Source organism: Candidatus Berkiella aquae, assembly GCF_001431295.2.
GTDB lineage: Bacteria > Pseudomonadota > Gammaproteobacteria > Berkiellales > Berkiellaceae > Berkiella > Berkiella aquae.
Genome location: NZ_LKAJ02000001.1, coordinates 2,335,317 through 2,357,860, shown reverse-complemented (window position 1 = coordinate 2,357,860; position 22,544 = coordinate 2,335,317). Strand labels below are relative to the sequence as shown.

The 22,544-nt window shown below is 40.5% G+C and carries 19 protein-coding genes; 13 read left to right on the top strand and 6 right to left on the bottom strand.

Features of this window, described 5'->3' with window-relative positions:
- Positions 1-19 precede the first annotated feature (19 nt).
- Entirely contained in the window at positions 20-1,027 is a 1,008-nt protein-coding gene (locus HT99x_RS10395) for a hypothetical protein (protein ID WP_075064981.1), read from the top strand.
- A 68-nt stretch (positions 1,028-1,095) separates the two neighbouring features.
- On the opposite strand, the gene HT99x_RS10390 is transcribed toward HT99x_RS10395, so the two are convergent.
- Both HT99x_RS10390 and HT99x_RS10385 read right to left on the bottom strand, forming a co-directional pair.
- Positions 1,096-1,620 carry an ATP-binding protein gene (locus tag HT99x_RS10390; RefSeq protein ID WP_075064982.1) on the bottom strand — a complete coding sequence of 175 codons (525 nt, stop codon included), beginning with the start codon at positions 1,618-1,620 and terminating at the stop codon, positions 1,096-1,098.
- A gap of 49 nt (positions 1,621-1,669) precedes the next feature.
- Positions 1,670-3,643, bottom strand: coding sequence for a transglycosylase SLT domain-containing protein (locus HT99x_RS10385; protein WP_075064983.1), 1,974 nt, complete (start codon positions 3,641-3,643; stop codon positions 1,670-1,672).
- Positions 3,644-3,794: 151 nt separating this feature from the next.
- Between HT99x_RS10385 and HT99x_RS10380 the strand changes: the two genes are divergently transcribed.
- The gene (locus HT99x_RS10380) at positions 3,795-4,376 is read left to right on the top strand and encodes a glutamine amidotransferase-related protein (protein WP_075064984.1); all 582 of its coding nucleotides are present in this window, start codon (positions 3,795-3,797) and stop codon (positions 4,374-4,376) included.
- On the opposite strand, the gene HT99x_RS10375 is transcribed toward HT99x_RS10380, so the two are convergent.
- On the bottom strand, positions 4,360-5,763 hold the full coding sequence (locus HT99x_RS10375) for a hypothetical protein (protein WP_075064985.1): 1,404 nt from the start codon (positions 5,761-5,763) through the stop codon (positions 4,360-4,362). The two genes, HT99x_RS10380 and HT99x_RS10375, sit on opposite strands and share 17 nt — an antisense overlap.
- 201 nt (positions 5,764-5,964) lie before the next feature.
- Here HT99x_RS10375 and HT99x_RS10370 point away from each other — a divergent pair, with 201 nt between their 5' ends.
- Positions 5,965-6,162, top strand: a complete 198-nt coding sequence (locus HT99x_RS10370; protein WP_075064986.1) for a hypothetical protein — start codon at positions 5,965-5,967, stop codon at positions 6,160-6,162.
- A gap of 321 nt (positions 6,163-6,483) precedes the next feature.
- Here HT99x_RS10370 and lexA read toward each other — a convergent pair whose 3' ends face one another.
- Positions 6,484-7,113 carry a transcriptional repressor LexA gene (lexA, locus tag HT99x_RS10365; protein ID WP_200957079.1) on the bottom strand — a complete coding sequence of 210 codons (630 nt, stop codon included), beginning with the start codon at positions 7,111-7,113 and terminating at the stop codon, positions 6,484-6,486.
- Between the two features lie 188 nt (positions 7,114-7,301).
- Positions 7,302-7,604 (bottom strand): DUF6763 family protein, encoded by a 303-nt coding sequence (locus tag HT99x_RS10360; protein WP_075064987.1) that lies wholly within the window; start codon positions 7,602-7,604, stop codon positions 7,302-7,304.
- A gap of 256 nt (positions 7,605-7,860) precedes the next feature.
- Between HT99x_RS10360 and HT99x_RS10355 the strand changes: the two genes are divergently transcribed.
- The 8 genes from HT99x_RS10355 (at position 7,861) to HT99x_RS10320 (ending at position 20,368) form a co-directional block, all read left to right on the top strand.
- Complete coding sequence (locus HT99x_RS10355) at positions 7,861-10,341, top strand: acyl-CoA dehydrogenase (protein WP_075064988.1); 2,481 nt, start codon at positions 7,861-7,863, stop codon at positions 10,339-10,341.
- Entirely contained in the window at positions 10,305-11,612 is a 1,308-nt protein-coding gene (locus HT99x_RS10350; protein ID WP_075064989.1) for an acetyl-CoA C-acetyltransferase, read from the top strand. Before HT99x_RS10355 ends, HT99x_RS10350 begins: the two co-directional genes overlap by 37 nt.
- 1 nt (position 11,613) lies before the next feature.
- Positions 11,614-13,686 (top strand): 3-hydroxyacyl-CoA dehydrogenase NAD-binding domain-containing protein, encoded by a 2,073-nt coding sequence (locus HT99x_RS10345; protein WP_075064990.1) that lies wholly within the window; start codon positions 11,614-11,616, stop codon positions 13,684-13,686.
- Positions 13,676-16,054 carry a 3-hydroxyacyl-CoA dehydrogenase NAD-binding domain-containing protein gene (locus HT99x_RS10340; RefSeq protein ID WP_075064991.1) on the top strand — a complete coding sequence of 793 codons (2,379 nt, stop codon included), beginning with the start codon at positions 13,676-13,678 and terminating at the stop codon, positions 16,052-16,054. Before HT99x_RS10345 ends, HT99x_RS10340 begins: the two co-directional genes overlap by 11 nt.
- Before the next feature lie 11 nt (positions 16,055-16,065).
- On the top strand, positions 16,066-17,262 hold the full coding sequence (locus HT99x_RS10335) for an acetyl-CoA C-acyltransferase (protein WP_075064992.1): 1,197 nt from the start codon (positions 16,066-16,068) through the stop codon (positions 17,260-17,262).
- Between the two features lie 248 nt (positions 17,263-17,510).
- Entirely contained in the window at positions 17,511-18,089 is a 579-nt protein-coding gene (locus HT99x_RS10330) for a chalcone isomerase family protein (protein ID WP_075064993.1), read from the top strand.
- A gap of 164 nt (positions 18,090-18,253) precedes the next feature.
- Complete coding sequence (locus HT99x_RS10325) at positions 18,254-19,573, top strand: OmpP1/FadL family transporter (protein WP_139016550.1); 1,320 nt, start codon at positions 18,254-18,256, stop codon at positions 19,571-19,573.
- A 168-nt stretch (positions 19,574-19,741) separates the two neighbouring features.
- A complete protein-coding gene (locus tag HT99x_RS10320; protein ID WP_158003341.1) occupies positions 19,742-20,368 on the top strand; it encodes a TetR family transcriptional regulator in 627 nt (208 codons plus the stop codon).
- Positions 20,369-20,422: 54 nt separating this feature from the next.
- Here the strand turns inward: HT99x_RS10320 and HT99x_RS10315 are convergent, their stop codons facing one another.
- On the bottom strand, positions 20,423-20,848 hold the full coding sequence (locus HT99x_RS10315; protein ID WP_075064996.1) for a hypothetical protein: 426 nt from the start codon (positions 20,846-20,848) through the stop codon (positions 20,423-20,425).
- 113 nt (positions 20,849-20,961) lie between these two features.
- Between HT99x_RS10315 and HT99x_RS10310 the strand changes: the two genes are divergently transcribed.
- Both HT99x_RS10310 and nagZ read left to right on the top strand, forming a co-directional pair.
- Positions 20,962-21,429: a L,D-transpeptidase family protein gene (locus HT99x_RS10310; protein WP_445971446.1), complete on the top strand. Its 468-nt coding sequence runs from the start codon at positions 20,962-20,964 to the stop codon at positions 21,427-21,429.
- A gap of 3 nt (positions 21,430-21,432) precedes the next feature.
- Positions 21,433-22,485, top strand: coding sequence for a beta-N-acetylhexosaminidase (gene nagZ / locus HT99x_RS10305; protein WP_075064997.1), 1,053 nt, complete (start codon positions 21,433-21,435; stop codon positions 22,483-22,485).
- The last annotated feature ends 59 nt before the right edge of the window (positions 22,486-22,544 follow it).

Here is a 22,544-nt window from a genome sequence, read left to right as displayed (position 1 = left end):
AAGTTAGGTAGTTCGAACAATGTCTCATACCCTGACCATTTATACAAAATCTCCAACCTCTTTTTTATTAGGTATTAGCCGCTTCATTTCACCTACATTAATCCCAGAAGGGTTATATGAGCGTTCGATTTCGATTTTTATTTATAAAAATGAGAAGGATTTAAAGGAAAAACTCAATGGGGCATTTGCTTCACAAAATGAGAAAAAAATTCATTTTTCATCAGAACTCGAAGTGTCCATTGAGACCGAGGATAAGAAAATTCCACCATATATGGGCAAATGTTTAGTAGAAATTTTGCCTCAACAATTAGGTATCACCAAACTGACGGTAGCTGATAAATTAGTATCGGCATCTCAACGCAATCAGCTTGCCCCCATTACTGAAATAGCTGAACAAAAACAGCGTCAGGTATCCTTAAGAATGCGAAATGGTATTTTGACAGGGATAGGGTTATTTGTTTTTGCTGCGACAGTGATGGCAACAATCGGAATGCCATTGGCATTTAGCTTAATGCTAAAAAACACTTTAACGGTAGGGATGATATCCGGCGTTATTTCGCATATTCGTAATATTTATCTTGATAGTACGCAATACTATTATCAAAAAAATGGCAAACTTAAATCTATTAGTAATGTTGCAGAAAAACACGCTTTTCATATCGGTGAACAAGCTAAAAATTGGAAAGGATATTTTACAAGTTATGGACGCTTATCTACCTATACTCATCCTATTGCCTTTGCAGCGGGTATGATGCATGGCATTAATAAATTGCCAGCTCAAGATACTTCTAACGATAAATATAAAATAATAAGGGTTTATGGTACAGATTCAATTGATCTTGTTAAAATTGATAATCGCATCAAACGAGGGGGATATATTATGCAATCTTGCCCCACGCAGGAAGATATTTCTATTCCGATGCAACACTTTGATGAGATTTTTGCAAAATTAATAAAAGAACCACGATTTAGTCAATATAATCAACATTTATTTCCCAAGAATACGAAAACAACAGCACGTCCTTAACTTTTACCCTCTCATACTCACCTCTCCTAAATGCAAGGGGTGAGTATGAAAGTATCAGTCATTGTCGACTACTTATAAATCCAACAATAAACCTGATTACCTTTCTTCGAAAATTCTAGATTATCAAAACACATCGATTTGGCCACCAGTAAGCCTCTTCCATGATAGGCAAGTGGCGAAGGAAGCGCATTTTCTTCTAATGCTTTCCAATCAAAGCCGTTGCCTTGATCGGTCACCTTAATGCAAATCAGATCGGGCGTAATATCGACTTGCACATCAACATATTTTAAACGATGTTCTGGTTCATTTAATCTTTTCTGAATTTCTTCTTGCCAATGATTTTGAACTCTAAGTTCTGTTTTTTCTTTGTTGCTAATATTAAGATTGCCATGTTCAATGGCATTAAAAAAAACCTCATTGAGACCCAACTCAATTTTTTTCTCATTAAAATTACAAATTTCTGCGATGGTATGGGCTAATCGATAGGCTTCTTCGATGGTTTTAAAAGTAAAGGCATATGACTTCATCACGTGAGGATAATTCATATTAAAGCCCGTAAATGAATCAACGGGTGCTTGGTAAATAGTGTTCATTTTTTCAGCACACAAACAAGAGTCTTCTTGCTTTGACTATAGATGAAAGCTAGCTATTCTTCACAGACTCTTTGGCAGGAATGGGTTTCATCATCATGCCAAGCCCTGCTGGATGTCCTAGCTGTTGTCTATAAATACTGGTAAACGCTAACACATTTTTTACATATTCTCGAGTTTCTTTGTAGGGGATAGTTTCAATCCAAATATCGGCTTCTTCTGGTTTTTGCGTGGGTAACCACCGCGTAATGCTGCCAGGGCCTGCATTATAAGAAGCGGTTGCAAGAATAATGTTGTCATACATTCGATGTTTTAAATTTTTCAGATACACCGTTCCCAGTTTTACATTAACAAAGGGGGTGTGAAGGAGGGTGTCACAATCAAATTTCACATCATACTGTTTTGCCATGATTTTAGCGGTGGATGGTAGTAATTGCATCAAACCCCGTGCTCCTGCTGGAGAGATAGCATCTGTAAAAAAAGCACTTTCTTGACGAGCAATAGCAAAAACCCATGCTGGATCGAGGTTATGTTGATTGGCATTGCTGACAATGTCTTGTTGATGCGCTAAAGGAAAACGCAATGGGACGTCATCGCGAAATTCACATTTAGCCATAGTAAAAATAGCGATGTCATATAATTCTTGCCCCTGGGCAAACTTAGCTGCAGCGATTTTTTCTTGTTCATTCATTTTATCCACAGCCGCAAACCACTCGATACGAGCAGGTGAGATTTTACCGAGGAGCATTAACTCTTTGAAACGCACAATACCCGGATATTGTTGCACCTGTTCGGCAACTTGTGGAGGTATTTGTGGCGTTTGATGTTGCAAAGAGAGGGGTTGTTTAAGGTAAAGACTTGCAAGAAAGCCATAATAGTTTCGAGTGGTGGCAATGGTTTTATAGATAGCTTGAGCTTGTTGGTGTTCATTCAAGCCATCCAGTGCTCTTGCTCGCCAATATTGCCAACTGACATCAGCTTGTTGTTCTGAGCTCAGTTTGTCGATCCATTTCAATGCACAAGACCAGTCATGATTTGCTAATGCATTTCGTACCCGCCATTCTTGCGATACTTTATCATGTTCTGCCTCAGGTAGTTCAGTTAACCAATCCAGCGCATAAGGGCTTTTTTGATGTGAGAGATAAATGCCGATATCCCTTTTAATTTGTGCTGCTTGTTGTTCAGTGAAAGCATAATCATGGTGATGTGCATTCCACCAACTCATCGCTTTTTCAGCATTGCTTTTTGCTAATAACTTCAAGGTTTGGGCTAACATCACCTGTTTAGTCTTTGCTGGAATGGGCTTGAGGCTATCCAAAAAAGTCTTTTGCGTAATCAGCGTTGGGGTCTTAACCATTTTTAGCCAAGTGTTGGCTGTTTCCGCTTCAGCTTTAGTGAGATGTTTGATTAAATGTTTGGCGAGATCAAAATTCTTGGCTTCTAGTGCAAGATGGTATCGTTCAAATGCGATGCTTGAAGTTAATTTACCGGCTTTTTTCCAAGCATTAAATAATCCATCACACGCAGCAGGTTGTGAATATCCTACTAACCACAATGGTTTTGCCTTATCAAGGTAACTGTCATTTTTAGTTAGTTGGTATTCAGCAAAATAATATTGGCAAGCAAGCTCTGCATTATCACTGGGAAGATAACCTTTAGCATAGGCTGCCCAATTTTTACTTTGTGCCATTTGTACAAGCCATTGTGTCCGCAAGGCATTGTGGAAAGGGAAGTCTGGATAGCGGGATTTGAAATCGTCAATCTCACTGAGCTTTAGTGATGTAGGTTTGGTATTTTTGATTTTTCCTTTGAGTTCTTCATAAACAAGATACGGATAGAGGGGGTAGTTTTGAATTTTTTCTGCTAACCGTTGATAGTTTTTAAAATCTTGATTTTTTAGCGCATGCTCAGCCCGACTAAATAGGTTTCGCTCGGCGGCAAGATCATCTTGCGCATAAGTAGAGGTTAAGGTGAATAAACTTAAACACAGAAGGAAGAGTATATTTTTAAAATAATGACTATGCATAGTTTGGATTGTGTACCGTCTGTTAATGTCATGAAGGACATAATGAGATTTATCATAATTTAAGCGTAGTTTCACTAGAGCAAAGTAGTATTTTTGATTACTTTTTGTTAGCATAGGCAAATGTTTTTAAGTAAAAAAACTAACATTAAATATGATTTTGCTGATCGATAACTATGATTCGTTTGTTTTTAATTTAGCTCGTTATGTGGCTGAGCTAGGTTATGAATATCAAGTTGTGCGAAATGATGAGATCACGCTAGATGAAATTGCTGCGCTATCTCCTAGTCATATCATACTATCACCCGGCCCTTGTTCTCCCAATGAAGCTGGGATCTCACTTGCCTTAGTGAGTGCTTTTTTAGATAAATTCCCAATACTAGGTGTCTGTTTGGGGCATCAAGCCATTGGTCAAGCTTGCGGTGGTAAAGTCGTTAGAGCAACGACGCCTAAACATGGCAAATCTTCCCAGATATTTCATGATGGCCAAGGATTATTTCAAAAGCTTCCCAATCCGTTCAAGGTTGCTCGCTATCATTCACTCATTGTGGAAAATGATTCGTTGCCTTCCTGCTTAAAGATTTCTGCGCGAACGAAAGAAAATGAAATTATGGCGATAGAGCATCGAGAATATCCCGTTTTTGGTGTGCAGTTTCATCCTGAATCGGTTTTAACCGAACATGGTCATCAAATGCTTTCTCAATTTTTAGCCATTGGATTTAAAGGCCAGATTTAGGACCTCGACTAGTTGGTTTGGGAGGTTGGGGTTGATGCATTTCTTGAGCTTCCCGCAGTGCTGTTTTTTGATGCAAAGGTCCGGGACCTAAAAGTAAAGGTTGTTCACGCGTAACGGCTTGCTTTTGAGCTTGTATGCCTTTTTCATAAGTGGGTTTTTGCTCTGGGAAATGAACTAAACCGACTTTCGTTAAATGACGAAAATTTCGTTGATGGTAATCATTAAAGAAGGCTGAAAAATGTTGAGTTGCTTCATCAGAGCCTAATTCTTTATTTGGAAAATAAATACAATATCGATTAGCATCATGTAGCCATATGCCGCGTTCATCTTTGGCAATCGCGACTGAATGTGCATTTCCCTTATTATCAGAAAATTGCATAATGGCCGATGATGGGTAAGATTTATCAAGCAATTTTAATAAATCATTAATAAACGTTTGATCATACGTTTTGAGTTGCTTATAAGCTTCTGGCGCTGCATGCTTATCTTGTTGAGATTGCATTGAATTGACTGGGACTTGATACGTTTCAAATCGATGTTGTTCATGTGCCGTATATTTATCCATTTCATTGATAAATTGATAGGTCTGTAAAGGCTGTTTCATGGATTGGTTAATATGTGCTAACCATTCACGTGAAGCTTCATAGCTATTTTTACCAATGGATAAATTGCCTATCACAATACCATTATAACGACTGACAAGTTCTTTCATAAAGAATTGGTATGAACGAGAAGTTGGGGGCAACATTCCAACATCGAAAGTCGGCTCATTTATTAAGGTACGGTGAATCAAGCGTTGTAAAATTTCTAATTGCATTAATTCAGAAAGATGTGCACTTTTAAAAGAAGTTTCAGCAACTTGAGTCTGCCTGTAGTATTTAATGGTTTGTGCATGTAATGCATTTAAAAATTCAGCTCTTTTGAGCGGCCCTCTAAAATCCAGAAATTGTAAGACATTATCGAGCAAGCCTGATGGTTTGGCGGTTGATTCTTGGCGTTGATGAAAGTTTTCAGCGAGTAGATTTTTGCTTTGCAGAAAATCAGAACGATATTGTTCGTGGAGTTTGTTTGTGCCGCCGGTGAGTGAATCAATTTGCTGCTGATTTTTAACAAACAGTTCGATGAGTAATTGAACACATTCTTGTTTTATTTGGGACAAAATGTCTTTAGAGGTTTGATCCTTGGTAAGATCGATTATTTTATTGAGATAATCTAATACATGTTCTAAAGGCAGTGGGACTTTTTCACTAGAAGTCTGAAGGGCATCGATAGCACTTTTTAATAAGGGAATGGCAGGATCAGCAGGATTTAATTGCTTTTTAATGAGCGATAAATGACTCTCAATTACTTTTAATCGAGTCAGTGTATCTTCACTCGATGTCACCATAAAATTCCCATTTTCTAATGGTCCTATATAACATTATATTATTTATCTAACTTGTATTTCAACTTGAACTATTTTTATTGCCTGCTTGTAAGCCTTTGGAGGGGGTCTTTGTGCGCATTTGGATAAATAGGCTTTACGATAAAGACGTATTTCATTATGATGCTAAGGGTGTAATGCAATGCTAATCTCGAATAGGAGTAGATGGTGCTTAAAGATAAGATCCAAGCGGATGCGCACGATAATTATATACAGCTAAAGCTATATCGTGATTACGCTAAAGCGGCAGATAACTACAATAAAAAGCAAACCATCGAAAATTGGGAATTAAAAGAAAAAGCATTTGAAACTTATAATGCCCTTATTCACGCTATTCTTAGTCAACACTTAACCGTCGCCTAGATTCTTTCCATTTTGAACGCAAGCTGTGTTGGCTGCTTACTCATCTCAGTCATGCACAAGTGTGCACTCCTGGGCTTCGCTCACTTGCCGCCTTGCCTGCATTCAAACTGATTCGAGTCAATTTTCTTCCCATTTTCCTTACCCCCACGTTGCAATTGTTGAGCAAATGCTCACCAATTTCACGCGCTTTGCGAAGCCGGAGGCTATTATCCTGCGCCCCTATGGGGCTAATGAGCAGGGATTAAATAAAAATTGCTGGAATGCAAAAAAATTCGCCCTCCAGAGGAGGGCAAACTTGCGAATGCGGTTTCTCATATTTTTTTATAAGCTGCTTGTTCTGATGACACCAACGCCAACGCCTTCAATGACCAAAGGTTGCATATTGGCATTGAGATAGATTGGAGCATAATCAGGATTTTCAGCTTTTAATTCGATTTGGTCACCATGACGGAAGTAACGTCGAATGACGACTTTATTATTGACTCTAGCAATGATGATTTTACCATTCTCAGCATGATCGCAGCAGTGAATTGCCAATAAATCACCATCTTTAATTCCAGCGCCAGTTAAACTTAGGCCTTGGATTTGTAATAAATAATCTGGCTTCGGACTAAAAAATTCATTTTGAATGCGCATTCTGCCGTCAAAATTTTTCTCAGAAAAAACCAAGGAATCTGCGCCTGGGCTTTTAATGATAGGTAATCCTATACCATGTTCTTTGGCTAATTGAATACCGCGAGAGGTACCAGGGGCTAATACAATTGCACCTTTTCGAGCTAACGCTTTCAAGTGATCTTCTGCCGCATTGACTGAACGAAAACCTAATGTTTTCGCAATTTCAGCACGGGTAGGAGGAGCACCAGTTTTCTCAATGTGATTGCGTATGACTTGTAGTACTTCTGACTGGCGGCGCGTAAGGGTCAGTGTTTGTGCGGAGGAACTTGTAGGCATAGCTTTGCTTCCTGTTCAAAGGTACAGAACCAGTATAGTTCCGATTCTAGAGTTCGCCAACTTCGCTCATGACTAATTGTACTAAAGAATATAACGAATTTTTAGTACAATGGATATTTCTTTCGTACATTTAATATTAATTTGTGTTCGAGATTTACGCAAAGTTTACTGCAATGCAAGAAAGGAATTTACATTTCGGAGGGTTCTATTTCTGTTAAAGGGCCTGACCAATCTTCTGGATGCATTGTATCATCGGAATATCCAAGGTCTTCACGCGACACTTCATAAGGGCCGGACCAATCTTCCGGAGCAGGAACTCTTTTTAAATCCAGTTCATACCAAGTCTCGAGATCAACCTCTTCAATTTCACCCGCAAAATATTGTATCTCAACGTACTGATCTCTATCATCTGAAGCGACGACTTCAAATAAATGATTCGCTTCTTGATCTTTATACCAGGTGCCAACGTCAGGATGCTCATGGTGACGCATGATGACCTCCTTTTTTATTAACATATCATTGTTATAGCTAAAAAGTAATACTAATAACAAAATGTGTAATGCCTTCAAATTTAAATTTACTTTATAATCAATCTGTTAAAATTGAGCCGCGAAGAAAGACGGGTTGACAAGAATTCTATTGGCGCAGTAGTTTAGCTTTGCATTACAATTCAATCGATTGAATCAATTGTGTTGTCCTTCTAACATTAATATTTTAGGGGACATAATAAAAAAGGGAGTGAGAATAATGGGTGGATGGTCCCTACTGGTAGTGATTGTTGGACTAGTATGGGGGGCCGCTTATTATCGACTACCCATCTGGGCATGGACGTCTCTGTTTGCTGGTTCCTTATTGTTACTCCAACTTATTGGAGCGATTGGCTGGTCAGCACTTATTTTGTGGCCATTACTATTAATAGTGGCTATCCCACTGAATTTTACCCAGTTGCGTCGTACCTACTTGACCGACAAGCTGTTTAGCTGGTTTCGCCAAGTATTACCTGGCATGAGTGATACAGAAAAAGAAGCCATTGAAGCTGGTGATGTTTGGTGGGAGAAGGAACTTTTCCAAGGCCGTCCTGATTGGCAGCAATTGATTTCAATGCCAAAACCCACCCTTTCTGCAGAAGAACAAGCCTTTCTTGATAATCAAGTTGAAACATTCTGTGGCATGTTAAATGATTGGAAGATTGTTCATAAATATAGTGATTTACCTGATGAAGCATGGGAATATCTGCGCCAAGAAAAATTCTTTGGCATGATTATCCCCAAACAATATGGTGGTTTAGAGTTTTCACCGCAAGCTCATTCCGCTGTGATTATGAAAATTGGTACCCGAAGCATTAGTGCTGCGGTGACGACAATGGTACCCAATTCACTCGGGCCAGCAGAATTATTGTTGCACTACGGTACAGAAGAACAAAAAAATTATTACTTACCCCGTTTGGCAACTGGGCAAGATATTCCTTGCTTTGCTTTAACAGGCCCTGAGGCAGGCTCCGATGCGGGGGCTATACCGGATAATGGCATTGTGTGTAAAGGCATACATGAAGGTAAGGAAGTATTGGGTATTTCCTTAACCTTTGATAAACGCTATATCACCTTGGCCCCGGTTGCGACGGTTATGGGATTAGCATTCAAGCTTTATGATCCAGAAGGTTTACTGGGAGAAAAAACGGATTTAGGGATTACCGTTTGTTTAATGCCAACGAATCATCCCGGTATTCAGATTGGAAATCGACATTTTCCATTAAATATGGCATTCATGAATGGCCCGATTCGTGGAAAAAATGTTTTTATCCCTATCGATTGGATCATTGGCGGTGCTAGCATGGCCGGCAAAGGGTGGCGCATGTTGATGGAGTGCTTATCTGCAGGACGTGGTATTTCTTTGCCTGCACTAAGTACCGCAACGGGTGCTTTTGCTTATCGCATGACCGGCGCTTATGCGGCGATTCGCCAACAATTCAATGTTGCCATTGGCCATTTTGAAGGTGTTGAAGAATCATTAGCTCGGATTGCAGGATTAACCTATCTCTTGGAATCGACACGACTCTTTACCCTTATTCCTATCAAACAAAATATCCGAGCAGCGGTTGCAACTGCGATGGCTAAATATCATATGACAGAAATGTCACGAATCGTCATTAATGATGCGATGGATATTCATGGTGGGCGCGGTATCATGTTGGGGCCGCATAACTACTTAGGTAGAGGATATCAATCTATGCCGGTTAGCATTACGGTAGAAGGTGCTAACATTTTAACTCGCAGTTTGATGATCTTTGGACAAGGGGCTATTCGTTGCCATCCTTATGTCTATGAAGAAATGAAAATAGCGATGTCTTATAACAGTGATCCTCAAGGTGCTACCGCACGTTTTGATGAGATCTGCCTTAAGCATGCAGGGTATATTGCTTCCAACTTTGCGAGAAGCTTATGGCTTTCTTTAACACGCGGAATGTTTCACCGTACAAAGCTTGCGCCAGAATGTAAATATTTTGAGAAAAAGCTGAGTTGGCTGTCTGCTGGTCTTGCCATCACTTCCGATGTTGCGATGTTTACTTTGGGAGGCGATCTTAAGCGAAAAGAAAAATTATCCGCTCGTTTGGGAGATATTTTAAGTAACCTGCAAATGGCTTCCGCTGTTATAAAATATTATTACGATGAAGGCCGCTCTGCAGAAGATTGGTTAGTGGCTAAATGGTCATTACAGTTGTGCTGCTACAAAATACAAGAAGCATTTTATGGCTTCTTTGATAACTTCTCTTATCCCATGATTGGCAAAGCTTTGAAACTCATTGTTTTCCCATGGGGAAGAGCCTTTTCTTTGCCAAGCGATAAACTAGGTTCCAAGATAGCGAAAATGATGTTAGAGCCAACCGAAATTCGTCAAAAGTTAACTCATACTTGTTATGTGGGCAAGCATGATAAAGATCCTACCGGTATGATCGAAATAGGTTTTATGCGTTACATCAGCAATAAACCTGCGATGGACAAAATCAATCACGCAGTTAAACGCAAAGAAATTGCTAAACGCTTATCTTTTGAAGAAAAATGCCAAAAAGCATTAGAGCTGAACATCATTAGCCAAGAAGAAAACCAGAATTTGCTTGAATTTGAAACGCTTCGTAAAAGAGTCATTGCTGTCGATGACTTTGCGCCAGATTATCCGTTAGGGACACAAACACAATGCAAAACAGACAAAATACAAATCACGAAAAAGTAGTCTATGTTGTTGACGGTACACGCACGCCATTTCTAAAAATGAAAGGCGTGCCAGGCCCGTTCTCAGCTGCTGATTTAGGGGTGAGCGCAGCAAAGACACTATTAGCTAGGCAGTCTTTTGCTCCCGATGCCTTTGATGAAGTCATCGTTGGCTGTGCAGGCCCTAGTGAAGAAGAAGCCAATATTGCTCGGATTATTGCCCTGCGTAGCGGTTGCGGGAAAAAAATGAGTGCCTTTACGGTTCAACGTAATTGCGCTTCTGGATTGCAATCGATTGATAGCGCTATTAAAAGCATCGCTTTAGGCAGATCGCAATTGGTATTAGCTGGGGGTGCAGAAGCCATGAGTCGTGCCCCGCTTTTATATAATAAATCGATGGTATTGTGGCTTGCTCATTTAAGTAAAGCCAAAAGCGTAGGGCAGAAGTTGCAAAGTTTTTTAAAATTTCGCCCACAAAATTTAGTGCCTGTGATTGCTTTGCTCAAGGGCTTAACCGATCCCGTTGTTAACATGAATATGGGACAAACCGCAGAAGAGGTCGCTTATCTATTTGACATCACAAGAACGCAAATGGATGAATATGCGATGACAAGCCACAAGCGAGCAATCGCTGCGCAAGCCGAAGGATTATTGGGAGAAATCTCGGCACTTTATGCAACGGATGGCACTGTATATGAGCAAGATGATGGGGTTCGCACGGATTCTACCATTGAAAGATTAGCCAAGCTGAAATCAGTGTTTGATAAATATGGCAGTATTACCGCAGGTAATAGTTCGCAGATATCAGATGGTGCTGCATTCGTGATATTAGCAAGCGAAGAGGCCGTTAATCGTTATCACTTGCCAGTATTAGCAAAAATCGTTGATACCCAATTTGCAGGACTTGATCCCACCATTATGGGGCTTGGGCCAATTCATGCAATGACACCGATATTGCAAAGAAATGGTTTGGGATTAAATGACATTGATCATATGGAAATTAATGAAGCTTTTGCAGCCCAAGTAATCGGTTGCCAAAGAGCATGGCAAGATGAAAAATATTGTAAAGAATCGCTCGGTCTTTCAGGTGCAATGGGGGCGATTGACATGGCAAAACTCAATCCAGAAGGGGGAGCCATTGCGATAGGCCATCCTGTCGGTGCGAGCGGAGCAAGATTGGTGCTACATTCAGCGAATATGTTGAATACACATAAAACCAAGCGAGCTTTAGCAAGCTTATGTATTGGTGGTGGGCAAGGTGGGGCAATTTTACTCGAGCGTGTTGGGGCATAACATGACAAATGATCAAGGGTTAAAAAAATACGAGCATTGGTCTTTAACACAAGATGAAGACAATATTCTTTGGTTATTATTTGATAGAAAAGATAGCAGCACGAATAGCTTGAATGAAGCAACCATTCGTGAATTAGATGATATTTTGAATAATCTTGCTAATACCTCTGCAAAAGCCGTGATTATTCGTTCCGCAAAGAAAACGGGTTTTATTGTTGGGGCAGATATTTCGCAATTTAAAACCTTAAAAACAGCAGAAGAAGCAACTGCCTTGATTCGCCAAGGCCAAGCAGTATTTGATAAATTGGCTGCTTTACCTATCACCACAATAGCAGTCATTGAAGGATTTTGCTTGGGGGGTGGCTTAGAATTAGCTTTAGCCTGTCGCTATCGTTTAGCAGAAGATTCCACCAAAACGAAGCTTGGCTTACCTGAAGTTAAATTAGGAATACATCCAGGATGGGGTGGAACAGTTCGTTTGCCAGCGCTGGTGGGTCCTTTAAAAGCGATGGATATCATTTTAACGGGACGTAATTTATCAGCGAAAACGGCCAAGAAATTGGGTGTGGTTGATGAAGCATTACCTAAACGTGTTATAGAAAAAGCAGCAAGAGAGTACGCAAATCGCAAAGAACGTCGTAAAAGTTCTTTTTCTACCAATCAATTGCTTGAAACACTGCCTGCACGTTTAGCCTTAGGAAAAGTATTTAAGAGACAATTAGATCAGAAAATTAGCGAAAAACATTATCCTTCGCCTTATCGTGTGGTTGATAATTGGGTTAAGTATGATACTAAGCATAAAGTGGCAATGGAACAAGAAGCCATTTCCATTGGAAAACTATTAGTCTCTGATACCGCTCGTAATTTGGTGAGAGTATTCTTCTTACAAGATCAATTAAAGAATCTTGCTAAAGCATCTGATTTCAAGCCTAAACATGTCCATGTGATAGGTGCTGGGGTTATGGGAGGCGATATTGCTGCTTGGTGTGCTTTGCGGGGGATGACGGTCACTTTACAAGATCAAGCGCCCAAATTGATTGGCAATGCAATAAAACGAGCCAATGAATTAGCCACGAAACAATTAAAAGAGAAATATTTAATTGAAGCGATGATGGACAGATTACAACCTGATCCCAAAGGTTATGGGATCCCCCATGCTGATGTTATCATCGAAGCAATTACTGAAAAACTCACTGCAAAACAAGGCTTGTTTAGTGAATTAGAGAAGCAAGCGAAACCCGATGCGATTTTAGCAACCAATACTTCAACGATTCCTTTAGAAGAAATTGGGAGTGTTTTAAAAGATCCTAATCGTTTAGTTGGCATTCATTTCTTTAATCCCGTTGCTAAAATGCCGCTAGTTGAAGTAGTGCATGCTCCTAATACTCACAAACAATTCATTGATAAAGCAATGGCATTTGTCAAAAAGATTGATAAATTACCGTTACCTGTAAAAAGCTCACCTGGCTTTTTAGTTAATCGTATTTTAATGCCTTATATGCTAGAAGCAGTGACTTTATTAGAAGAAGGTATTTCAGGCCCTGCGATTGATAAGGCAGCAGTTGATTATGGTATGCCAATGGGGCCAATTGAACTAGCTGATACGGTTGGTTTAGATATTTGCTTAGCTGCAATCCAAGAACTTTCGGGTGTATTAGGCGCTAAAGTACCAGCTAAGCTTCAAGAATATGTAGCGCGGGGTGAATTAGGACGTAAAACCGGTAAAGGTTTTTATACCTATAAAAATGGTAAAGTGGTTAAGCCTAAAACAACGGCAACCGTTTCTGAAGACATTAGCAATCGATTAATATTACGGTTACTCAACGAATCCGTTGCTTGCTTACGTGAAGGCATTGTTGAAAATGCTGATCTATTAGATGCAGGTTGCATTTTTGGAATCGGTTTTCCTCCTTTTAGAGGCGGCCCCATTCATTATATTCATTCCCAAGCACAAGGAAATGAGAATGTGATTGATTTATTACAAACATTCAAAACACGATATGGTGACCGTTTTACACCTGATCAAGGATGGGCTTCAGGTAAATTGCAAGAAGGAGCTTCCAGTGGTCAATGAATCTAGATTGATTATTCGAAAAGCTGCGGTATTGGGTGCAGGTGTCATGGGAGCGCAAATAGCTGCCCATTTAACAAGTGCAGGAATACCAACAATTCTTTATGATTTACCTGCTCAAAGTGGTAATAAAAATGCGATTATCAATTCTGCATTGCAGTCATTAACGAAGCTGAAACCCGATCCCTTGGCAACGAGTGGGATGCAAGCACTGATTACACCCGCCAATTACGATAGTGATCTAGCGTTATTGGGTAGTTGCGATTTGGTGATAGAAGCAATTGCTGAAAGATTAGACTATAAACAAAGGCTATATCAGACAATCAGTCCTCATCTTGCCAAAAATGCTATCTTTGCCAGTAATACTTCAGGCTTGAGTATTCAAGAATTAGCAGAACAATTACCCCACGAGCTCAAACCTCGTTTTTGTGGTATTCATTTTTTCAATCCACCTCGTTATATGAAGTTGGTTGAACTCATTCCGCACGAAAAGACTGATGAAACGTTGTTAAGTGAACTAGAAACTTTCTTGGTCACTTATTTAGGAAAGGGGGTCGTTTACGCAAAAGATACCCCTAATTTTATTGCCAATCGTATTGGTGTGTTTGGCATGTTGGCAGCACTTCACCACAGCCGCGAATTAAAATTGTCCCCTGATAAAGTGGATGGTTTAACAGGACCACTAATTGGTCGTCCCAAAAGTGCAACATTTCGTACCATGGATGTTGTTGGTCTAGATACCATGAATCATGTGGTACAAACCTTAAAACAACATTTAACGGATGATCCTTGGAATCATCTATTTCAATTGCCTGATTGGATTTTGCAATTAATTGAACGAGGTGCTTTAGGGCAAAAGGCGCAAGCTGGGATCTATAAAAAAGAAAAAACCGGTATTGTTGTTTATGATTTTCATGAAGGAAATTACCGAGCAGCTGATAGCACCATTGATCCACAAATCTTAGCTATTTTGACTTTAAAAAATCCTGTAGAACGCTTTGCTGCATTACATAAGTCTGAACACCCGCAAGCGCAATTTATTTGGCGGATCTTTCGTGATCACTTTCATTATAGTGCCTATCATCTTGAAGCTATTGCACAAACCACGCGCGATCTTGATTTGTGTATGCGCTGGGGATATGGCTGGCAGCAAGGTTTGTTTGAAACTTGGCAATCAGGTGATTGGCATAAAATCGCAAAATTAATTTCGCAAGACATTACAGCAGGTAAAGCGTTAAGTAAACAGCCATTACCAGCCTGGGCAACTGAATTAGATTTTAATGGGGCTTATCTACAAGGTAAAGCTTATGCTCCCGCTAAAGATGTCTATTTGCCCAGAGAAGGATTACCTGTTTATCAAAGACAACTCTTCCCTGAGTTGGTTTTAACGGAAACCGCTGATGAAGGCAAAACAGTTTTTGAAACCGATGCCATTCGCATGTGGACACAGAACGACAATATTGCCATTGTGAGTTTTAAAACCAAAAAACATACTATCTGTGTTGATGTTTTGGCAGGCATTCAAGAAGCGATTGCTAGGGCAGAAAAAGATTTTGATGCTTTAGTGTTGTGGCAGCGTGATGGGGCCGATTTTAGTTTTGGTGCAAATCTGAAAATCGTCAATGAAGCCTTGCAAACCAAAAGTAGTGATAAAGTCGAAAAGACAGTGACCGCATTTCACGAAACTGCTCTTAAATTGCGTTATGCAGCTATTCCAACCGTCGCTGCAATCCGTGGAATGACGTTAGGAGGGGCTTGTGAACTCTCCATGCATACCTCCAAAATTGTTGCTGCATTTGAAACTTACATTGGTTTAGTTGAAGTTGGTGTGGGGATCCTACCAGCAGGTGGTGGGACCAAAGAGTTAGCCATGCGGGCTGCAAAGTGCACATTACCAGGTGGCCACTTTAATCAATTAAAAGTCTATTTTGAACAAATAGCGATGGCGAAAGTCTCAACCAGTGGTTTAGATGCAAAGAAGCTTAACTATTTACAAACCACTGATAATGTTGTGATGAATAATGAAGAATTATTGTTTGTCGCGAAAAAACAAGCACAAGCATTAGCTGATAGTGGTTATCATGCACCGCTGCCTTATTTATTCCCTGTGCTAGGAAAGCCCGGCATTGCTAATTTGATGACATGGCTCATCAATATGCGAGAAGGTGAATTTATTAGTGAACATGATTTCTTAATTGGTTCCAAGATAGCAGAAGTGATCTGTGGTGGGAAGGTCGATGCCTTTTCAATGGTAGATGAAAAATGGCTGTTAAGACTTGAATTGAATGCCATTATGGAATTAGCACAAACGGCTAAGACCATCGATCGGATCAAATATATGCTCGAAAATGGGAAACCTCTGCGAAACTAGAAGGAATAGCAATGAGCCGTCAAATTCAAGATGCTTATATCGTCGCTGCCACACGTACTGCGGTTGGCAAAGCAAAAGGACAATTTGCCAAGACACGTCCCGATGATTTGTTAAGTGAGGTGCTCAAGGCAACCTATGCAAGAGTGCCTGAACTTCACAAAGAACTCATTGATGATGTGGTGATTGGTTGTGCAATGCCTGAAGCTGAGCAGGGGATGAATGTTGCAAGAATTGCAACTTTATTGGCAGGTTTGCCTATTAATACGCCTGCACAAACCGTCAATCGATTTTGCTCCTCTGGATTGCAAACGATTAGTACTGCTGCCAATACGATTATGCTGGGTATGGCTGATGTGGTTATTGCTGGCGGTGTAGAATCGATGAGTGCCGTGCCTTTAGGCGGCTATTCTTTTTCTGCTAATCCGCGTTATGTTGAAGAAAAAGAACACCAAGGTATTGCTTATGGAATGGGAATTACCGCAGAAAAAGTCGCTAAAAAATGGCAAATATCAAGAGAAGCGCAAGATGAATTTGCCTTCAACAGCCATCAAAAAGCATTAAAAGCGCAACAAGAAAATGCTTTTGCTGAGCAAATTGTTCCCACTACCGTTACTCAAGCACTACCCAACCTAAATCATTTTGAAATTGTGACTGAACGAAAAGTCATCACACAAGATCAAGGTCCTCGAGCAGACACAACATTAGAAGCGCTGGCAAAATTGCGTCCAGCATTTGCAATGAATGGCTCTGTGACGGCGGGTAATAGCTCACAAATGAGTGATGGTGCTGCTGCCTTGATGGTTGTCAGTGAGCGCATGGTTTCACAATATCATTTAAAACCTTTGGCTCGTTTTTGTGGGTTTTCAACGGCAGGGGTCGAACCTGAATATATGGGTATTGGTCCTATCGAAGCGATACCTAAAGTATTAAAGCAAACCAATCTCAATTTATCCGATATCAGTTGGTTTGAACTCAACGAAGCCTTTGCCGCACAAAGCTTAGCCGTTATCAAAACACTGAATTTGCCTATCGACAAAGTAAACCCGCAAGGGGGAGCTATTGCCTTAGGTCATCCCTTAGGCGCCACCGGTGCTATTTTAAGCACTAAATTAATTTATGGCGCCAAAGCAAAAGGCATACGCTATGGCATGGTCACCATGTGTATAGGGACTGGGATGGGTGCCGCTGGCATATTCGAGATCCTTTAATACTCTTTCCAGTTTGCTTTGATGCGTTGTTGCCGTCACTCTCGAACAAAAGTCATGTATTTTGCATACACTCCTTTTATTCTAGAGCTCGGCGCCTAGCCTGAAAGCAAACTGGTTCGAGTATGCACTTACTTCCCCCTTTGCTTTCAACTAACTTTATACACTCTAATCTTCCCTGTCGTGTAATGGCTTTGCTCCCCCTCTTCGCGTAGCATTAGCAGCACGCTAAGTTAATCTTCCGGTGTTACATGCATTATTTATTAAAACGATTTATTGTATTTGTTTTGTTATGTTGCCTACCTGCAATCAGCTTTGCTGAAAACAAGGAATTCTATGGGCGTTCTATTCCATTGACTGTCGTCATGGAAGAGTCGAATGAAACATTAACGTTGCGAGGCGTGGCGCTTAGTAAACATTTTTTTGAAGATGACTACATCGGTGCCTTTTATTCACAAAATACCGTTTTAGATGCTAAAGCCGCTTTAGCCGATATGGGGCCTAAGCGGATGGTGTTTTATTTTTTGCGAAGCAACGATCATTTTCGTGAGCAGTTAGAATCTGCCATTGAGGAAAACAACTCACCACAAATGGTGCAGCGCGAGCAAATTAACATTAGTCAGCTTCTTAAAATTTTTGATCGCCCTTTACGTGAAGGAGATATCGTGATACTGGATTACATTCCTAAAGTTGGAATGCGGATTATCCTTCGTGGTACCGTTAATGTTGTGATTAAAGATACTGAGATTTATAACTTGGTTTTGAAATCCTGGATGGGGCGTCAACCACCTAGTAAAAAATTTCGAAAAGATTTATTTAATTTAACGTAGGGCATTCACATGTGGCAGGTATCTCGGTAAAGTATGAACCAGAGCCATGGTGCATGAGTTGATTATCAAAACCATTGTACACTAATGTATTGGGCTAATAGCTTAGCGCTTTTCTTTTAGTTAAGGGAGTAAATAAAGTGGCCAGGAACTGGGATCCTTCAACCATGAAATCAACAATTAAAAATATCACTTCAAGCTTGGTACTGTGCTGTTTATCAAGCCAAGTGTTTGCGTCAGGCTTCGCGCTTTTAGAAAACAACGTTACCAACTTAGGCCTTGCCTATAGTGGTACCGCTGCTTTAGGCGAAGATGTGAGCACAAACTTTTATAACGCGGCAGCATTATCTCGCATTGAAAAAAATCAAGTCGTTTTGGGTGTGAATGTCATTCAAGGTGACTTTGATTTCGATGCTAGAAGCTCCAACGTTTCTTTATTACCAGCAACACCCGTACCTGGCAGTCAATCTGACGATCCAGGCACTGTTGTACCAGTTCCTAACTTCCATCTAGGAGCGCGTATCGACGATAATTGGGTGTTTGGCTTCAGCGTGACATCACCTTTTGGCTTAAAATCTGACTATGATCGTGATGGCATTGCTCGTTACATGGCAACCAAGTCAGAAGTAATAACCTTAAACTTCAGCCCAAGTATTTCTTATCAGCCATGGCGCTGTATTTCGATCGGTGCAGGCCCTGATGCTACCTGGGTTAAAGCAAAATTAGAAGCTCGTGTTGGTACCGGTAATCCCGTTGCTGACGGCTTCCAAAAGAACAATGCTCAAGGTTGGGGTTATGGTTGGCACGCAGGTATTTTATACGAATGGCGTGATACAACGCGCGTTGGTTTAAACTACCGCTCTAAAATTAACGTACATGCTGACGGCCCTAGCGAAATCCTTCCCCCATTCGTTCCGGGAACACCTTTTGCTGGTGCAACAATGACTTTACAAGAAGTCTCAGCACGAGTCGTTTTACCAGAATCAATCACCGTAAGTGGCTATCATGAGTTGAACGAGAAAATCGCGTTAACTGCTGATGTTGCTTGGACAAACTGGAGTCGGTTTGATGCGTTAAGCTTACGCTTTACACCGGGTTCAGCAACGGGTCTTGACACCACAACGATTGAACAGTTCAAAGATACTTGGCGTTTTGCGTTAGGTGGTATTTATACTTTGAACAACTGTTGGTCGTTCAAAGCAGGCTTGGCATTTGATGAAACACCAACACAAGATCAAACCCGAACTGCGCGTATTCCTGATGAAGACCGTACTTGGGTTGCAATCGGTGCTGCTTATACATTGAATAAATGCTGGCGCTTTGATGTAGGCTATGCTCACTTATTCTTCAAAGATGCGACAATTGATGAAAGCGCTCCTAATCGATCTGGTGCTCCTTTCACACTTGCTTCACAAGCAAGATTAGCAGGTGATTATGATAGTTCTGCTAATATTGTGGGTATCCAAATGCGATATGATTTCGTATAATCTGTTGAGTTAGCAAAGCGCTTAGCAAAAAGGGGTTATGGTTATTGTTTTGAAACCAACTTGGTTTCAAACAGTAACCATAGTTGTGTAGGTAAGTGGATGGATGTAAATCAGCGACAATAAAGTGGATTGAAGTTTATCCCTAAAAAAAAATGGACTATGGACGTTATGCCACGGAAAACTGATAAACGTATACGACTCATCGAAGCAGCCAAGGTTTTAATTCACCAACAAGGCTTCAACTTAACAACTCTAGCTGACATTGCTCAAGAAGCTGATGTACCGCTAGGGAATGTTTATTACTATTTCAAAACCAAAGAAGCCATTGGTATTGCTGTTATCGAGAAAAGAGCAGCTGAATGGTCAGAACGTTTAGCTTCTTGGTCTGAAATTTCAGATCCACTGGCTCGTTTAATGACATTAGTTAAATACAGCCTAGAACATTTAGAAGTCACAGCTCGTTTTGGTTGCCCAATTGGTGGCTTGTGCCAAGAATTAGGTAAGCAAGGTGGTGCATTATCCGATCTAGCTGCAAAACTACTGCATGATATTTTGCAATGGTCTGAAGAACAGTTCAGAGCATTAGGTTTAGAAGATAAAGCACCTGGCTTATCTTTAAATCTGATCTCAAGCGTTCAAGGTATGTTCTTGTTAACGCATACTTTTAAAGATCCAAAACTGGCTCAACGTCAATGTGAAGAGTTAAAAGCTTGGTTAGAAATGTTAGCAAATCGTAAGGTACAAATGCCTGCGACAGTTCACACTTCCGTCAGAGAAGAAGAATTGGTTGACTAATCGAACTGAATACGAAAAAAAGCCCCTTTAAAGGGGCTTTTTTTTTAGCGATTGTTATGCGGCTTCTGCGTTACCTGCTTTTTTCACAATATAGATATGGTCAATCGGTTTTGATTCCCACCCTTTCGCTTCATAGTCAGCATAGGAGCTACTAAACTCAGGAGCCTGATTAAGCTCACCTGTTTCTGGATTGATATAAACCGTAGCAACAAGAACGTTCTCATTGTTTCTATCGGTGAATTGGATAGGACAATTTTTTGGGTCGCTGCTACCATAGAAGCAGCCCATGCTCACAATAACATAAGAAGCTGATTTAGTTGTGTAAGGTAAAATACCCTGACCAGGCAATCCTGCAATAGAGGTGCCTAATGAAAGTGACGTTTCGTTGGTAAAAGTAATTTGGGAAGGTAATGCCATCGCAAGGCTACTGCACATTAGACCCACACTCATAAAACCTAATTTTCTCATACTAACTTTCATAAAATACTCCTGTTGAAAAACAAGATGACTATAGAACTGTGAGAGCAGTTGCACAACCGGCTGATTTTGAGACAATAAGCTTTTACGAAGAGGGCGGTGGTTTGCAAACATTAATCATTGATGTGGCCAGTCAGCAATTACACCATTTGCAGGATAAAAAAGTTTTAAAAAGCTATCTGATTTCTACCGCAGCCAAAGGGGTAGGCGAGAAAAAAGGTAGTGAACAAACACCTCGTGGCCAGCATATTATCCGTGCCAAAATTGGTGCAAATTATCCCAAAAAAGCGGTTTTTGTGGGTAGGCGTTTTACCGGAGAAATTTATTCCCCTGAACTTGCTTTAATGCATCCCAATCGAGATTGGATCTTATCCCGCATTTTATGGTTAAGTGGTTTAGAACTGGGTAAAAACCGTTTGCAAGATTGCGATACCATGCAGCGATATATTTACATTCATGGATGTCCTGATGAAAAAATAACAGGAACACCTGCTTCGCATGGCTGCATCCGAATGCATAACGACGATATTATCGAACTCTTTGATCTGATACCTCCTAAAACCCCTGTGTTAATACAAGGATGAAGTATGAATAAAGCAACGCTTGGTCCCATCTTGTTGGATATTGAAGGATTCAATTTAAAACCAGAAGATAAAGAGATCCTGCAACATCCCTTAGTTGGTGGGGTCATATTCTTTAGCCGCAATTATGAGAGTCCTGCGCAACTAGCACAATTAGCACGTGAAATAAAAGCATTGCGCTCTAATTTATTGCTATGTGTTGATCAAGAGGGAGGGCGAGTCCAGCGTTTTATTAAAGGGATGACCCGCTTACCAAAACTACGTGTTTTAGGAGAAAAGCTAGATAGCAAAGCAGCATCATTGCCTCAAGTGCTAATAATGGCTGAAAAATTAGGCTACTTAATGGCTTTAGAGGTACGCTCGCTGGGTGTTGATTTAAGTTTTGCACCTGTATTGGATTTAGACAAAGGGGTTAGTGAGATCATCGGTGATAGAGCATTTCATTCCCAGCCCGAAATCGTGTCAAAACTTGCGATGGCTTATATTAAAGGCATGGCTCAAGCGGGGATGAGGGCAACGGGTAAGCATTTTCCAGGGCATGGCTCAGTGGCATTAGATTCTCATTTAGGATTGCCGGTAGATATGAGCACTCAAGCTGAAATTGAAAGAGACATGCTGCCGTTTAGTCAGGTTATTCAGCAGGGATTAAGCGCTATTATGCCTGCCCATATTGTTTATCAAGAAATTGATCCCCTTCCTGTTGGGTTTTCACCGTATTGGCTACAAACTGTTTTGCGCCAGCAATTAGGCTTTAAGGGTGCTATTGTTAGCGATGACTTATCTATGGGTGGGGCTGTTGGAATGGGGACGTATGCGCAGCGGGCAGAACGTGCACTTGATGCAGGTTGTGATTATTTATTAATTTGCAATTATCGCCAAGGTGCGGTTGAAGCTTTAGATTCACTCAAAGAAGTCCCCAATGAAATGACGCAATACCGACGTCAAAGTTTATTAGCGCAGGGGCAGGTCCCTCATTGGCCGCTGTTAGCAGAATCCGTAGAATGGCAGCAAGCATCAGGGGTATTAAACGAGTTATCTAGTTATGAAACTCATTCCTGATAAACTTGCAGTTCTATTTAAAAACTCATAACCTATAACGTTTTTGCAGTAAGGGTAAA

Excerpts from the sequence above, each read along its gene's own strand:
- HT99x_RS10330 (WP_075064993.1), top strand. The coding sequence starts at position 17,511 with ATGCATTATTTATTAAAACGATTTATTGTATTTGTTTTGTTATGTTGC.
- HT99x_RS10395 (WP_075064981.1), top strand. The coding sequence starts at position 20 with ATGTCTCATACCCTGACCATTTATACAAAATCTCCAACCTCTTTTTTA.
- lexA (WP_200957079.1), bottom strand. The coding sequence starts at position 7,113 with ATGCCTACAAGTTCCTCCGCACAAACACTGACCCTTACGCGCCGCCAG.
- HT99x_RS10335 (WP_075064992.1), top strand. The coding sequence starts at position 16,066 with ATGAGCCGTCAAATTCAAGATGCTTATATCGTCGCTGCCACACGTACT.
- HT99x_RS10360 (WP_075064987.1), bottom strand. The coding sequence starts at position 7,604 with ATGCGTCACCATGAGCATCCTGACGTTGGCACCTGGTATAAAGATCAA.
- HT99x_RS10355 (WP_075064988.1), top strand. The coding sequence starts at position 7,861 with ATGGGTGGATGGTCCCTACTGGTAGTGATTGTTGGACTAGTATGGGGG.
- HT99x_RS10350 (WP_075064989.1), top strand. The coding sequence starts at position 10,305 with ATGCAAAACAGACAAAATACAAATCACGAAAAAGTAGTCTATGTTGTT.
- HT99x_RS10370 (WP_075064986.1), top strand. The coding sequence starts at position 5,965 with ATGGTGCTTAAAGATAAGATCCAAGCGGATGCGCACGATAATTATATA.
- HT99x_RS10325 (WP_139016550.1), top strand. The coding sequence starts at position 18,254 with ATGAAATCAACAATTAAAAATATCACTTCAAGCTTGGTACTGTGCTGT.
- HT99x_RS10345 (WP_075064990.1), top strand. The coding sequence starts at position 11,614 with ATGACAAATGATCAAGGGTTAAAAAAATACGAGCATTGGTCTTTAACA.
- HT99x_RS10390 (WP_075064982.1), bottom strand. The coding sequence starts at position 1,620 with ATGAACACTATTTACCAAGCACCCGTTGATTCATTTACGGGCTTTAAT.
- HT99x_RS10315 (WP_075064996.1), bottom strand. The coding sequence starts at position 20,848 with ATGAAAGTTAGTATGAGAAAATTAGGTTTTATGAGTGTGGGTCTAATG.
- nagZ (WP_075064997.1), top strand. The coding sequence starts at position 21,433 with ATGAATAAAGCAACGCTTGGTCCCATCTTGTTGGATATTGAAGGATTC.
- HT99x_RS10375 (WP_075064985.1), bottom strand. The coding sequence starts at position 5,763 with ATGGTGACATCGAGTGAAGATACACTGACTCGATTAAAAGTAATTGAG.
- HT99x_RS10380 (WP_075064984.1), top strand. The coding sequence starts at position 3,795 with ATGATTTTGCTGATCGATAACTATGATTCGTTTGTTTTTAATTTAGCT.
- HT99x_RS10320 (WP_158003341.1), top strand. The coding sequence starts at position 19,742 with ATGCCACGGAAAACTGATAAACGTATACGACTCATCGAAGCAGCCAAG.
- HT99x_RS10385 (WP_075064983.1), bottom strand. The coding sequence starts at position 3,643 with ATGCATAGTCATTATTTTAAAAATATACTCTTCCTTCTGTGTTTAAGT.